The organism is Citrobacter sp. Cf136, assembly GCF_030333815.1.
Classification (GTDB): Bacteria; Pseudomonadota; Gammaproteobacteria; order Enterobacterales; family Enterobacteriaceae; genus Citrobacter; species Citrobacter freundii.
In genome coordinates this window covers 896,997-912,135 of the sequence record NZ_JAOWFE010000037.1, presented here as the reverse complement: position 1 = coordinate 912,135, position 15,139 = coordinate 896,997, and the positions used below count along the sequence as shown (strand labels likewise).

General features: G+C 50.3%; 11 protein-coding genes. 4 read left to right on the top strand and 7 right to left on the bottom strand.

The annotated features are described in order from the left end of the window. Positions 1-204: 204 nt before the first annotated feature. Positions 205-330 (bottom strand): hypothetical protein, encoded by a 126-nt coding sequence (locus OGV98_RS23560; protein WP_309295985.1) that lies wholly within the window; start codon positions 328-330, stop codon positions 205-207. Here OGV98_RS23560 and OGV98_RS23555 point away from each other — a divergent pair. The 3 genes from OGV98_RS23555 (at position 313) to OGV98_RS18105 (ending at position 3,974) form a co-directional block, all read left to right on the top strand. Then, complete coding sequence (locus OGV98_RS23555; protein ID WP_312036987.1) at positions 313-630, top strand: hypothetical protein; 318 nt, start codon at positions 313-315, stop codon at positions 628-630. The two genes, OGV98_RS23560 and OGV98_RS23555, sit on opposite strands and share 18 nt — an antisense overlap. Positions 631-1,197: 567 nt before the next feature. Next, positions 1,198-2,112: an EamA family transporter RarD gene (gene rarD, locus OGV98_RS18110; protein WP_061548771.1), complete on the top strand. Its 915-nt coding sequence runs from the start codon at positions 1,198-1,200 to the stop codon at positions 2,110-2,112. A gap of 947 nt (positions 2,113-3,059) precedes the next feature. Next, a complete protein-coding gene (locus OGV98_RS18105) occupies positions 3,060-3,974 on the top strand; it encodes a VirK/YbjX family protein (protein ID WP_003846836.1) in 915 nt (304 codons plus the stop codon). 383 nt (positions 3,975-4,357) lie between these two features. On the opposite strand, the gene phoH is transcribed toward OGV98_RS18105, so the two are convergent. The 6 genes from phoH to putP all read right to left on the bottom strand — a co-directional run bounded on the left by phoH (position 4,358) and on the right by putP (position 10,698). Beyond that, a complete protein-coding gene (gene phoH / locus OGV98_RS18100; protein ID WP_003036052.1) occupies positions 4,358-5,146 on the bottom strand; it encodes a phosphate starvation-inducible protein PhoH in 789 nt (262 codons plus the stop codon). Beyond that, positions 5,125-5,421 carry a hypothetical protein gene (locus tag OGV98_RS18095; protein ID WP_008320287.1) on the bottom strand — a complete coding sequence of 99 codons (297 nt, stop codon included), beginning with the start codon at positions 5,419-5,421 and terminating at the stop codon, positions 5,125-5,127. The genes phoH and OGV98_RS18095 overlap by 22 nt, the downstream gene beginning before the upstream one ends. 247 nt (positions 5,422-5,668) lie before the next feature. Then, positions 5,669-6,952, bottom strand: a complete 1,284-nt coding sequence (gene efeB / locus OGV98_RS18090; protein ID WP_044712478.1) for an iron uptake transporter deferrochelatase/peroxidase subunit — start codon at positions 6,950-6,952, stop codon at positions 5,669-5,671. Between the two features lie 5 nt (positions 6,953-6,957). Further along, positions 6,958-8,085: an iron uptake system protein EfeO gene (gene efeO / locus OGV98_RS18085; protein ID WP_003036044.1), complete on the bottom strand. Its 1,128-nt coding sequence runs from the start codon at positions 8,083-8,085 to the stop codon at positions 6,958-6,960. Between the two features lie 58 nt (positions 8,086-8,143). Beyond that, entirely contained in the window at positions 8,144-8,977 is an 834-nt protein-coding gene (gene efeU / locus OGV98_RS18080) for an iron uptake transporter permease EfeU (RefSeq protein WP_003036041.1), read from the bottom strand. Between the two features lie 212 nt (positions 8,978-9,189). Beyond that, positions 9,190-10,698, bottom strand: a complete 1,509-nt coding sequence (gene putP / locus OGV98_RS18075) for a sodium/proline symporter PutP (protein WP_202580624.1) — start codon at positions 10,696-10,698, stop codon at positions 9,190-9,192. 422 nt (positions 10,699-11,120) lie between these two features. Here putP and putA point away from each other — a divergent pair, with 422 nt between their 5' ends. Continuing rightward, positions 11,121-15,083: a trifunctional transcriptional regulator/proline dehydrogenase/L-glutamate gamma-semialdehyde dehydrogenase gene (gene putA / locus OGV98_RS18070; protein WP_202580625.1), complete on the top strand. Its 3,963-nt coding sequence runs from the start codon at positions 11,121-11,123 to the stop codon at positions 15,081-15,083. Positions 15,084-15,139 lie beyond the last annotated feature (56 nt).

Sequence of the window (15,139 nt, the reverse complement as noted above, 5' to 3'; positions counted from 1 at the left end):
AATCCCCGCCTCACCGCCATATCTTAAGAAGAGCTCGTACGCAAGTACGGGCTTTTTTTTCGTATGTTACACAGCATGGCGGGTATGAGAAGCCCGGACCGGGGTTCGACTACTGGCGCAGCCAGTTGGACAGACTGAGAGCATAGCGAACAGGCTGCCCGCAGGGCGAGCGAAGCGAGTCAATCCCCGCCTCACCGCCATATTTTAAGAAGAGCTCGTACGCAAGTACGGGCTTTTTTTTCGCATATTGCACAGCCTGACGGGGATATCGCCCCGCTCAAGGTTTCTGCTCCACTTATCGCTGGTAGCGGCATGCATGAGACTTATCATGCCGGATTTCTTCATCAAATCACGCCAGATCCTCCGGTCCAGATTGCAGGTAATGACCTTCATAGCGGTTTACTCTTTCTCAAGCAACCAGCAGCGGAAGCCGTCACCCATTGCCTAGTCCTGCGCAGTTTGCCCGCCAATACTCCCGGTTGTGCTGAGATATCAGCAAGCTGGTGGAGCATCGCTTTAATTTATTCCAGCGCGGCATTGCACCCGGTAATGATGCGCTTAAGCAAGGAATGCTGGCCAGGTGTTGTGAGTCCGGCAGCATCACGAATGGTGTGTAATACAGGGGTGTAAGCATCGATCGATTTCGTCGATCGATTACGTAAAAATTGATCTGCAAAATGAATTATCCCGCATGATTGTCCCTGTGCCACAATCTCTAAAACGAATTTAACTGATTGTTTATAAATCTAATTCCTGTCTTATTTAGGAGCGAACACCTTTTGTCCTGGAAGCTCGGCAGGGAAATAGCATAAAGGATGATGTGATGAAGAGATGCGCACGGTGTAATAAGAAAAGGAGCGTCTTTGAACAGTGGCTCTCACTCGATAAAGAATTCTGCGACGAGTGCTTATTTGATATTGACGAGGAAATCAGGGAAAGGCAAATACTCCCCGTCAGACGTCTGAAAGATGATCCAGCCCGCAATACAAATCGGAAGTCTTCCCCTTGATTTTTATCATCATTTTATAGATACGATTATGATAAATTTCACCTTGTTTTTTATATCACCCTGACTGTAAATGAGATTGAGTACTGTAACAGCACACGTTTCTCTTAAGAGCAGGTACATGCCAGAGTGAAGGGTTGACAATGCTCTTCAGAAGAACATGTCGGTATGGCAAGCAAGGATACACATAAATGGTAAAGTTTCTGCGAAATGGACCCGCAGTTGTTGTTCTGGCATTTATATTATGGGGCCTGATCCCATTGTTTTATCAATATCTATCTGGCGGAGCCCTCGCTGAAATTTTGATGTACAGAGTTTTCTGGTCTATACCTCTATTACTGCCAATAAGATTATTATTTCGTAAGAGAACGTTTTTTCGCGATTTACTGAAAGATAAAACCTCCTTCATATCCTGCATGATAGCAGGCTTGCTAATGGTAATTTCGTGGTCAGCTTTTATTTATGCATTAACAAATCATAAGGTACTCGACGCCAGTCTGGGATATTTTATCAACCCACTTATTGTCATTTGCCTTGGCTGTATTTTTCTTAAAGAAAAACCATCATTATTTCAACTTATAGCAGTAATATCCGGCGTATGTGGTCTTGGCTATCAGATTATTTCCGCAAACAGTTTTCCTTCACTAGCGTTAATCATGGGGTTTTCATTTGCATTGTACGGACTGGCGCGAAAATTTATCCATTACGATGCAATAACCTCAATCACGCTTGAAACATTCTGGGCTCTACCTGTTGCTCTTTTCATCTTTATCTATACTGGCTCGAGTATAACTACATCATCTGACACCTCTCTGTTCCTTTATATATTAACCGCTCCCGTTACAGTAATTCCGTTAGTGTTATTTGCAGTAGCGCTAAATCGTACATCTCTTATTGTGACAGGTCTTGCTCAGTATATAGAACCATCTTTGCAATTTCTCATTGCCATACTTATATTTGGAGAAGTTATTAATTACTCCGAGCTATTTTGTTTTTCAGCGGTATGGTTTGGATTGTTGCTATGTATATTTGAGAGTCTTTACTATCATTACCGACGTAATCCTCCACGGTCTGAAAGTAATCATCCTGCAGGCACTTTACGGTGATGTACATGCAGAATATAAAACTCAGTACGCTTATTCGTTTCCCTGGAACACGCGCTCAGGTATGAATGAGTAAACAACTCGAGTTTGTTTATTCAAGATTACCACGTCATTTAGGTACACAGGACAGTTGACTGCATGTTCATGGTTAAAGCCGGACAAAAAAATTTTTCCGATACCTTTATACAGCTTGGCACTGTTCATCACCGGTGAATCCCCCGGAACACTGCCGCACTGCAACCAGGCATCGAGCTAGTGCATTTCTCTGAGAACGTGAGTGACCAGAGAATGTTGCGGCCGATCGGTAAAGTCTCTGTATCCGGAAATATTCTTAACGGCAGTACCCTATTCGTGCGTCAGCCAGCGAATCAGGTTCCCCTTGGTATTGTTTTGCGGGCCTGTTTCATAACCATACAATGCAAACTCCTTTTCAGTACAAAAGGTTACCAAAAATATACTGGGCATTATATCTGGAAAGAAAGTCAGGAATGTGTATATCCCAATTTAAGTTATTCAATTTGACAATAATCCACGAAAACCGGCGTATTGCGCGGGAATACAGCCAATTGTGATAGCTGTCATCGTCCAAAATTTGTCCTGACGTTCAAAGTCGTGCGTTTTCCAAACACCCATGGCTCGCTGAATCACATGATTTACTTCGTTATGTGGTTGACAAGTCAACCTACCAGTTTACTCAATGAACATCGGTATGTTTGTAAAGTATACTTTGTTTAACAAATATATATGTTCTTCTCTGTAGAATGAAAAAAAATTTGTTTTCATCAGGATATGCGGACGAGAGAGCGCCTAATGATTATCAACAAAACTGGCATGTCAGACATGAATTTATTTTCAAAATGTTTCGCATTAACAAAACAGCGTCAGAGATTCCAGTATTTACACCTTGCACGTAAATAAATTTAAACACCCTGAATTAATAATGAATACTTATGAAAAATACATCATATCTAAGTTTCTTTAACCAAATTCTATTGGCACGTGGCCCTTTGCATAGCAAATGGAAGAACAAAAAATTTCGACTCATGTATCTTTTACGATCTATGATAAGTCCTGTCTCCAGTATTCGGTATTATCAAGAATTACATTCCCTTAAATCAATTGATAAGATTCTGGAGATGCAACCTACGTTACCAGCCAAAATTCATCGTCCCTATTTACATAAAGGAGGGCTGGCATGGAATCGAAGGAAAAACATTATTGGTCACTACCGTTTTGTCCAGAGTTTACCAGTGAAACACCAGGCGTTATTATTACCCGACAGAGATGTGCTATTGGTCCATTTCATCGGAAAAAATGGTGAGGATTTTGATATTCACTGTTCTTCAGGCGGTTTTGATCGTGAAGGAGAACTGATGTTATCTCTGAGTTTTAACAATACCCCGGTGGCCCGATTGTCCTTCTCGGTTATCCCGTCAAAAAAAGGACATTGTGCATTTATTGGCGGTCTGCAGGGGGCACCAAAAAATATTGGCCCAGACATTATTCGTGACGCTACTAAAGCCTGCTATGGACTATTCCCTAAGCGGATCGTTTTTGAGGTTCTTTGTTCATTGATGCGTTGCTGTGATATCACTAATATTTTAGCAGTTAGTGAACAGAGCCATGTTTTCAGGCAATGGCGATACCGGTACAAGAAACGTAAATACTTTGTTGCCCTGTACAGTGATTTTTGGGAATCAGTTGCTGGTCGTCCATACGGTAATTGGTATAAGTTGCCAATTTATGTAGAGCGTAAGTCATTTAATGAGCTTGCCAGTAAAAAACGCGCGGAATACCGGAGACGGTATGACCTGTTGGATCATATTAATGAGGAAATCATGATTCTTCTGCAAAATCAGATGTAACATAATGTCGTAACTCAGCTCAGAAACTGGCTGATGAATGCGACATCTCGATAAAAGCGTAGCTATCGTTCCGCGTTGGCGAACCATTACACGAACGTCCGCTGAGTGCTGTGAGCTCAACGGGTCGCTGATCCGCGAGACGCATTCATCACTGGATAAACGCATGAGTCTAAAATAAGGTGTTCTCTATTCCACAGTTCATAAATCAAACTTTTGACATATCTCAAGTCAGGCAAGGTTCCCCCTCGACTTCAGATATCCTGGTTTCTACTCGTTTTCGATGTTCTATTTCATCAGAGCATACTATTTCAATTTCTAAAATTTACTTAACAACACACAAATAACAAAGCCCGGTTTCCCGGGCCTTGAAGACGGAGTACTTATCAGTTGTAAGCGTTGAGCGTCCGCTGACAGAGCGCCGAGCGGACGCAATCGTCTTTATTGAAACGAACAATCCCAACCATATCATCTTCTTCGAAACGGGCCAGCGCATCACTTAGCCCTGAGCGAACGTGCGCAGGTAGATCGCACTGGGTCACATCCCCATTCACAATCACCGTCACATTCTCCCCGAGGCGGGTTAAAAACATCTTCATTTGCGCAGCAGTGACGTTCTGAGCCTCGTCAAGAATCACCACTGCATTTTCAAATGTACGTCCACGCATATAGGCGAACGGCGCGATTTCCACCTTACCAATCTCAGGTCGCAGGCAATATTGCATGAAGGAGGCTCCCAGCCGTTTCACCAGCACGTCATACACGGGGCGAAAATAAGGAGCGAACTTCTCGGAAACATCTCCAGGTAAGAAGCCGAGGTCTTCATCAGCTTGCAGAACTGGACGGGTTACAATGATCCGGTCCACGTCTTTGTGGATCAGAGCCTCTGCAGCTTTTGCCGCGCTGATCCAGGTTTTACCACACCCGGCTTCACCGGTGGCGAAGATCAGCTGTTTACTCTCGATAGCATTCAGGTAGTGCGCCTGAGCTTCATTCCGCGCCGTGATTGGCGTGGCGTCGCGACTGTCACGCGCCATACCGATCGCTTCTACGCCGCCCATCTGCACAAGCGAGGTGACCGATTCATCTTCACGTTGCTTATGGCTACGCGAATCCCGCCTCAGCACACGTTTTGCTTCACGACGAGCTTTGATCACTGCTTTTTGTCTTCCCATGGATAGCACCTTGAGTTGTAGGTATACATCACACGTGCCGTTGGCGGCACGATTATGCGCACGAACATCTGAGGGTTGGCTTCCTTGTAAGCCATTGCTTGCTTTCGGATAAGACGCCACACACGGCTACGCGCACCGTACAGGGCGTCAGTAACAAGGATAAGAAGTGAATGAGAGAGAGATTTAGCGGTGACGAGGTGGCTACCGGAAGAGAAACGTCCGCGTAAGGTACTGCTGTTACTGTGAAAAACGTGTCCAGTACAGGACTTTTCCATTCGCGATCTCCATAGTGAATGACTATCACCGCCGGGAACTACCGCTATTACTTATAATTACATCATAACCTTTCGCTAATGCAACAATATTTTTACTTATTGTTAACTTAAATTCTATCTTATCACCAGAGACAGTCTCTTGCAGAGAGATGACAGAATTATTTCAGTCGCATACCGATCATAAAAAATAGTTTGTTCCTTCATCAAGATGTCAGGAAAAACCCCGCTGTACTGCGGGGCATAATCATCAGGCTTCGAGCAGAGACTGTCCCAGATAATTGTCTGCAGTTTTAACACCCGGCAAAGCAAAGAAATATCCCCCACCAATCGGTTTGACATACTCTTCGAGCGCTTCACCATTCAGACGTTTCTGCACCGCCAAAAATCCTTTTTCCAGATCGTGTTGATAGCAAACAAACAACAGCCCCATATCCAGTTGACCAGAATTAGTCACACCGAGCGAATAACTGTAGCCACGACGCATCATCAGGCTCGAGTCGGTCTCTTTCGTGCGCGGGTTTGCCAGGCGGATATGACTGTCGAGTGCAATCACCTCACCTTCAGGATCACTGGCATAGTCAGGCACATCATGCTCATGCTGCATGCCCAGCGGCGCGCCGGTGTGTTTATCACGACCAAAAATCGTTTGCTGCTCTTTCAGCGGCGTACGATCCCAGAACTCAACGCGGAACTGAATGAGCCTGACGGCCTGATAACTGCCACCTTGCGCCCAGGCAGGTTCGTCCTGCCCATCCGTCACCCACACCACGTCTTGCATCAACTTCGCATCCGTAGCGTCCGGATTCGCGGTGCCGTCTTTAAAGCCAAGCAGGTTGACCGGGGTCTCTTTGCCTTTGCTGCGCGCTGCGTGGTCAGAAATAAACCCTTCACGTTTCCAGCGCACGCTGAGGAGATCGGGCGTATGTTTAATGATATCGCGCAACGCGTGGATGACAGTGTCCTGGGTGTTGGCACAAATCTGCAGCAGCAAATCGCCATGGCACAGCGCCGCATCCAGCGAATCATTCGGGAAGCGGGTCATTTTTTGCAGCTTTTTCGGCATCTGCGGTTTCAGGCCATAACGTTCATCGAACAACGATGAACCAACCGACAACGTCATCGTCAGGTTGTCTGGCGCAATGTAAGCGCCGAGGATACCTGAATCCATAGGAGGGAGACGCGGATTGGGCGTATCCGGTGCCGGTCCACCGGTGGTCAGAAACGCAAATCGGCTAGTCAACAACCGGAATAAACGCTCAAGATCGGCCTTATCGCTGGCGAGAACATCGAATGCCACCAGCATCATTGATGCCTGCTGCGGCGTCAGGATCCCCGCCTGATGCTGACCATAAAACGGCTGCGTTTCACTACGCGCATCCGGAGACAGCGTTCCCGGCGCGCTTTGTGGTTTTTGCGCGTGGGCAACCGGACACCCACCCGCCAGCGCCAGCGCCCCACCCAGGGCGCCCATCCCTTTCAGTAAACGTCGGCGTGACGGTTCGCTCACGCCGTTTTCATTATCTTGCTGCATAGTGCTTAATCCAGACCCAGAACACCGCGTAATTGCGACAAGTCTTCCGCCAGCGTCGTGATCGGCCCTTTCAGCGCATTACGATCGGCATCAGTCAGTTTGTCATAGGTTTCAAAACCGTCTTTGGTACGGTACTTGCTCAGAATGGTATCGACCTTTTTGAAGTTCGCATCCACCTTCGCCAGCAGCTCAGCATTGGATTTTTGCAACTGAGGACGCAGGAGATCGACAATTTTCTGCGCGCCATCGACGTTGGCCTGGAAATCCCACAGATCGGTATGGCTGTAGCGATCTTCTTCCCCACTGATTTTGCTGGCAGCAACTTCTTCAATCAGTCCTGCTGCCCCGCCAACAACTTTAGACGGTGGGAAAGCCAGCTCGCTGATACGCGTTTGCAGGTCAAGAACATCGCTATTTAATTGGTCGGCGTACTGATCCATACCTTTGGTGGTATTGTCGCCAAACAGCGCTTTCTCCAGGCGGTGGAAGCCGGTGAATTTAGGATCGGCGGCTTTTTGCTCATAATCATCTTCACGCGCATCGATGCTGCCGTCGAGATCGGAGAACAGTTCAGCAATCGGTTCAATACGCTCATAATGCTGACGGGTTGGCGCATACAGGGATTTCGCTTTTTCCAGATCGCCTGCTTTAATCGCATCAGTGAAGGCTTTAGTGCCCGCAACCAACTGCGCGGTTTCAGCTGTCACATAAGCTTTATATTCGGTAATCGCGCCGCTCAGACTCAGCAGAGCATCGCTCTGTGCGGCATCCGCCGTTGCGCTGCCTTTTACGATCAGTTTGCCTTTCGGGTTAGTCAACAGACCGCAGGTCATATCATATTCGCCAGGCTGCAGGTTAGCGGTCATTTTCTGGCTAAAACCTGGTGCAATGTTTTCGCGCTCTTCAACCACCATAACGCCTTTAAGAATTTCCCACTCCAGCGCTTTCTGGCTGTGGTTCTGGATGATGAACTGCGTTTTCCCGGCGTTAACCGTGATCGTCATCGGTTCACACTGTTTGTCGTTAACCGTGACTTTCACCTGCGGAATATCGGCGGCTTGTGCAGAAAAAGCGGATGCAAACAGCGCGGCAATACCCAACTGCAGCGCACTACGGCGAAAATTAAACGTCATAACCTATCCCTATAAATAAGTATGTTGTAACTAAAAAGTATTCTGCATCGCGTTTTTATCAAGGTGCGGTACGCGATGCCGTAGTGCCTGAACGCGGCGGTAGTGCAAACATAATCAACGCCGGAATCAGGTAGATAAACCAGACAGCGACTTCACTGACGCTTGGCGCTTCCTGATAGCCGAAAATGCCTTCCATCAATGTGCCAAACAGCGAATGCGTCGACAGCACACTGCTCAGGTCAAACGCCACATCCTGAAAATGATTCCACAACCCGGCTTCGTGGAAAGCGCGGATCGCCCCAGCGGCAAGACCGGCAGCTACCAGCAAAATGAACAGGCTGGTCCATTTAAAGAATGCCCCGAGGTTGAGGCGAATGCCGCCGAGGTAAATCAGGTATCCCAGTACCACTGCGGTAGCCAGTCCCAGCATCGCGCCTAACGGCGGCCAGATGCCTACATCCTGCTGGAATGCCGCCAGCAGGAAGAACACCGATTCCAGCCCTTCTCGCGCAACAGCAAAAAAGACCATCATCACCAGCGCCCAGCCGTGATGATTACCGCGTTGCAACGCGTTATCGACAGCCTGTTCAAGCTGGACTTTGACGTTGCGGGAAACTTTACGCATCCAGAACACCATCCAGGTGAGGATCACCACGGCAATGACCGCCACGATGCCTTCAAACAGCTCCTGTTCTTTTTGCGGAAATTCACCGGTGGTTTCGTTGATGAAAATCCCTAACGCCAGGCATAATGCCGCCGCCAGCAGAACACCAATCCACATCACACCAATCCATCGACCACGCTGAGTCCGTTTCAGGTAGCTGGCAATCAGGCTGACAATCAGCGCGGCCTCTAACCCTTCGCGCAACATAATTAGAAATGGAACAAACATGCGAAGAACCCTTAAACGTTATTCTCGGTCAATTGATGAAAAGAAAAGTAAATTACAGTGATAGTGATTATCATTACAGCAAAGAAAAACTCAAGCAGAATGTTTTGAGAATGATGACTTAATGTAAACAGTTAGGCGGGTAATGGTTATGCAGGTTTGCGGGGGCGCAATAAAAAGCCCGCGCACGGCGGGCTTCAGGGACAGGAGATAAATTATTCTGCCTGTAAACGCGATGGCGGAGCTGAGTGATAATGCGCGTCAGCCTCGGCAAAACGTTGCTGCATAGCAGTTGAAGGAGCTTTACCCAACAGGCTGAAGACCACAATACCGATGCTGCCGAAAACAAAGCCCGGGATGATTTCATACAGACCCAGCCAGGCGAACTGCTTCCAGACGATTACCGTTACCGCACCGATGATCATCCCTGCCAGCGCGCCGTTGCGGGTCATACGCGACCACATTACCGAGAACAGAACCACCGGGCCAAACGCCGCGCCGAAGCCCGCCCAGGCGTAGCTTACCAGGCCCAGCACGCGGTTCTCCGGGTTCGCCGCCAGCGCGATAGACACCAGCGCCACGACCAGCACCATGATGCGGCCAATCCATACCAGCTCTTTCTGGCTGGCATTTTTACGCAGGAATGCTTTGTACAAGTCTTCGGTGATTGCGCTGGAGCACACCAGCAGCTGGCAGCTCAGGGTCGACATAACCGCAGCGAGGATCGCAGACAGCAGGATACCGGCAATCCACGGGTTAAACAGGATTTGCGCCAGTTCAATAAACACACGCTCGGCGTTCTGGTTAACGGCACCAGCAAGCTGTGGGTTGTTGTTAAAGTAAGCAATACCAAAGAAGCCCACAGCCACGGCACCTGCCAGACACAGGATCATCCAGGCCATGCTAATGCGGCGAGCATGAACGATGCTATGGTGGGAATCTGCAGCCATAAAGCGCGCCAGAATATGCGGCTGACCAAAGTAGCCGAGACCCCAGCCCATCAGGGAAATGATGGCAACAAAATTCAGCCCTTTGAACATGTCCACGTTCTCAATGCTCTTTTGTTTAATCACTTCCAGCGAATCGTCGAATCCACCCACGCCAATGACTACCATCACCGGTGTCAGGACCAGAGCAAAGATCATCAGGCTGGCCTGGACGGTATCGGTCCAGCTAACAGCCAGGAAACCACCAATAAAGGTATAGATGATCGTCGCGGCCGCGCCCGCCCACAGTGCTGTTTCGTAGCTCATGCCAAAGGTGCTTTCAAACAGACGCGCCCCTGCCACAATCCCTGAAGCACAATAGATGGTGAAAAACAGCAGAATAACCAGCGCGGAGATAATCCGTAGAATTCGGCTTTTATCTTCAAAGCGACCGGTAAAGTAATCCGGTAACGTCAGCGCATTGTTATTGTATTCGGTGTGTACGCGTAAACGTCCGGCCACCAGCTTCCAGTTGATCCAGGCGCCCAAAATAAGGCCGATGGCGATCCAGCTTTCTGAAATGCCCGACAGGAAAATTGCGCCAGGCAGACCCATCAGCAACCAGCCGCTCATGTCAGATGCCCCAGCAGATAACGCGGTCACGAACGGACCCAGACTGCGTCCCCCCAGAATGTAATCGTCAAAGTTTTTGGTTGAACGCCATGCAATAAACCCTATCAATATCATGCCGAAAATATAGACACAGAATGTCACTAACATCGGTGTGCTAATAGCCATCAAAACTCTCCAAAATTATGTATCAGCAATGCCGTGGCTTGCCGTTTTATTACCCTGCCGGAACGTGGCAAAGATATCTATGTTGACCAGGGCGACCGTATCCTGCCGGAAGCGATGGTTATTCACAATCGATTTAACACATCATTTACATCAAATTTGATCCAGAGTAGATAGCATTTTTCTGTAGGTTGCACTCTCTCACATTTTTTTCGGTTGCACCTTTTAAAAGTGTTAACTACCGCAGAGAAAAAGATTCTGTAATTTTTACAGCCCACATCATAAGACTCATATTTATTAACATCTCATTCATTTCCAAGCTTGCAAACCAAGTCACATTTAACACGGTTGCACAAAGTTGCAACATAGTAGATATTTCTCGGTAACTATCAGACCCGTATTTCAGTACAACAGGAGTAAACGGCATGGGAACCACCACGATGGGGGTTAAGCTGGATGACGCCACTCGCGAGCGTATTAAAACAGCAGCATCACGAATCGATCGCACGCCACATTGGCTGATCAAACAAGCCATCTTTAATTATCTCGAAAGACTGGAAAATGACGACGCGCTTCCTGAACTACCGGCCCTGCTGGCGGGTGCCGCGAATGAGGGTGAGGAGTCAACCACGCCGCAGAATGAAGCGCATCAGCCTTTCCTGGAATTTGCCGAACAGATCCTGCCGCAGTCAGTTTCCCGCGCAGCAATCACCGCCGCGTACCGCCGCGCCGAAACCGATGCAGTGCCGATGCTGATGGAGCAGGCTCGTCTGCCGCAACCCATCGCTGAGCAAGCGCACAAGCTGGCGTACAGCCTGGCCGACAAACTGCGTAACCAGAAGACCGCCAGCGGCCGCGCCGGGATGGTACAAGGTTTATTGCAGGAATTCTCCCTTTCTTCACAAGAAGGCGTCGCGCTGATGTGTCTGGCGGAAGCCTTGCTGCGTATTCCTGATAAGGCAACCCGCGATGCGTTAATCCGCGACAAAATCAGCAACGGCAACTGGCAGTCGCACATTGGACGCAGTCCGTCACTTTTCGTCAACGCAGCGACCTGGGGGCTGTTGTTTACCGGTCGTCTGGTTTCTACGCATAATGAAGCCAGCCTTTCACGCTCACTCAACCGTATTATCGGCAAGAGCGGTGAACCACTGGTGCGTAAAGGCGTCGACATGGCAATGCGCTTGATGGGCGAGCAGTTCGTCACCGGAGAGACTATCGCCGAAGCGCTGGCTAACGCGCGTAAACTGGAAGAAAAAGGTTTCCGCTACTCTTATGACATGCTGGGTGAAGCGGCTCTAACTGCCGCTGATGCCCAGGCTTATATGGTTTCGTACCAACAGGCAATCCACGCCATTGGTAAAGCCTCAAATGGTCGCGGCATTTATGAAGGGCCGGGCATTTCTATCAAGCTGTCGGCGTTGCATCCGCGTTATAGCCGCGCACAGTACGACCGCGTGATGGATGAACTCTATCCGCGTCTGAAGTCGCTTACTCTGCTGGCCCGCCAGTACGACATCGGTATCAATATCGATGCTGAAGAGGCAGACCGACTGGAGATCTCCCTCGATCTGCTGGAAAAACTGTGTTTTGAACCTGAACTGGCGGGCTGGAACGGTATCGGCTTTGTTATTCAAGCCTACCAGAAGCGCTGCCCGTATGTTATCGACTACCTGATTGACCTCGCGACGCGCAGCCGCCGTCGCCTGATGATCCGCCTGGTTAAGGGCGCCTACTGGGATAGCGAAATCAAACGTGCGCAAATGGACGGTCTGGAAGGTTATCCGGTCTATACCCGTAAGGTGTACACCGACGTTTCCTATCTGGCCTGTGCGAAAAAACTGCTTGCGGTACCGAATCTGATCTACCCGCAGTTCGCCACCCACAACGCCCATACGTTGGCGGCGATTTATCAGTTAGCCGGTCAAAACTACTATCCGGGTCAGTACGAGTTCCAGTGCCTGCACGGTATGGGCGAACCGCTATATGAGCAGGTCACCGGTAAAGTTGCCGATGGCAAACTGAACCGTCCATGCCGCATTTATGCACCGGTAGGCACGCATGAAACGCTGCTTGCGTATCTGGTACGTCGTCTGCTGGAAAACGGCGCCAACACTTCATTCGTCAACCGCATTGCAGACACTACCCTGCCGCTGGATGAACTGGTAGCCTGCCCGGTCGAAGCCGTTGAAAAACTGGCGCAGCAGGAAGGCCAGGCTGGTCTGCCACATCCGAAGATTGCCCTGCCGCGTGACCTGTACGGTAAAGGCCGCGAAAACTCAGGCGGGCTGGATTTAGCTAACGAACATCGTCTGGCCTCACTTTCCTCCGCCCTGCTCAACAGTGCGCTGCAAAAATGGCACGCTAAGCCAATACTCGAACATCCGGTTGCTGACGGTGAAATGACGCCAGTCGTCAACCCGGCCGAACCGAAAGACATTGTCGGTTACGTGCGAGAAGCGACTCACAGCGAAGTGCAACAGGCATTGCAGAATGCGGTAAATAACGCGCCGATCTGGTTCGCCACACCGCCACAAGAGCGTGCCGCTATTTTGCATCGCGCCGCCGTTCTGATGGAAGGCCAGATGCAGCAATTGATTGGCATTCTGGTGCGCGAAGCGGGTAAAACCTTCAGCAACGCCATTGCGGAAGTGCGCGAAGCGGTAGACTTCCTGCACTATTATGCCGGCCAGGTCCGCGATGACTTCGATAATGAAACCCATCGTCCGTTAGGGCCGGTAGTCTGTATCAGCCCCTGGAACTTCCCGCTGGCTATTTTCTCCGGGCAGATTGCCGCCGCGCTGGCGGCGGGCAACAGCGTGCTGGCAAAACCCGCGGAACAAACCCCGCTGATTGCCGCCCAGGGTATTGCCATTTTACTCGAAGCAGGTGTACCGCCAGGCGTGGTGCAACTGTTGCCTGGTCAGGGCGAAACGGTCGGGGCGCAGCTCACTTCCGATGAGCGCGTACGCGGCGTCATGTTTACTGGCTCAACGGAAGTTGCCACGCTGTTGCAACGCAATATCGCGACCCGCCTGGATGCTCAGGGACGTCCAATCCCGCTTATCGCCGAAACCGGCGGGATGAACGCCATGATCGTCGACTCCTCCGCGCTGACGGAACAGGTGGTGGTCGACGTCCTAGCTTCTGCCTTTGACAGCGCCGGGCAGCGCTGCTCCGCGCTTCGCGTCCTGTGTCTGCAGGACGATGTAGCCGACCATACGCTGAAAATGCTGCGCGGCGCGATGGCGGAATGCCGCATGGGTAACCCGGGCCGCCTGACCACCGATATTGGACCGGTTATCGATGAAGAAGCCAAAGCCAATATTGAGCGCCATATTCAGGCCATGCGCGCCAAAGGGCGTCCGGTGTTCCAGGCCGTGCGCGAAAATAGCGACGATGCGCGGGAATGGCAAACCGGTACCTTTATCGCCCCGACACTTATTGAGCTGGAAAGCTTCGATGAATTGCAAAAAGAGGTGTTTGGTCCGGTACTGCACGTCGTGCGTTACACCCGTAATAATCTGGGCAGCCTGATTGAGCAAATTAATGCATCCGGCTACGGTCTGACGCTGGGCGTACACACGCGTATCGACGAAACCATTGCCCAGGTCACGGGCTCAGCACATGTGGGGAACCTGTATGTTAACCGCAATATGGTCGGCGCCGTCGTCGGAGTGCAACCATTCGGTGGCGAAGGCTTGTCAGGAACCGGGCCAAAAGCGGGTGGGCCGCTGTATCTGTACCGCCTGCTGGCAAACCGTCCGGAAAATGCGTTAGGCATTACCCTTGCCCGCCAGGATGCAGACTACCCGGTCGATACGCAGCTTAAAGCCGCACTCGTTCAACCGCTGGAAGCGCTCAGCGAATGGGCAACCGACCGTCCAGCACTGCGTACGCTCTGCCAGCAGTTTGGCGAACTGGCGCAGGCCGGAACGCAACGCCTGCTGCCAGGACCCACCGGCGAGCGCAATACCTGGACGCTGTTGCCGCGTGAACGCGTTCTATGTATCGCCGATGATGAACAGGACGCACTGGTCCAGGTTGCCGCTGTAACTTCCGTTGGTAGCTTAATCCTGTGGCCAGATGATACGTTCCATCGCGACCTGGCAAAACGCCTGCCAGCCGCGGTCTCCGGGCGCATTCAATTTGCTAAAGCGGACAACATCGCCACGCAGCCGTTTGATGCCGTTATTTTCCACGGCGATTCCGATCAGCTTCGCGCACTGTGTGAAGCAGTGGCGGCCCGCGAAGGGGCGATTGTGTCGGTCCAGGGCTTTGCCCGTGGCGAGAGCAATATTCTGCTGGAGAGGCTGTACATTGAACGCTCCCTGAGCGTCAACACCGCCGCAGCTGGCGGGAACGCCAGCCTGATGACAATCGGCTAAGGTTGTGGTTAATTAAGGCTCCGGTAACGGGGCCTTTTTTTATGAAGCCAGAGGGA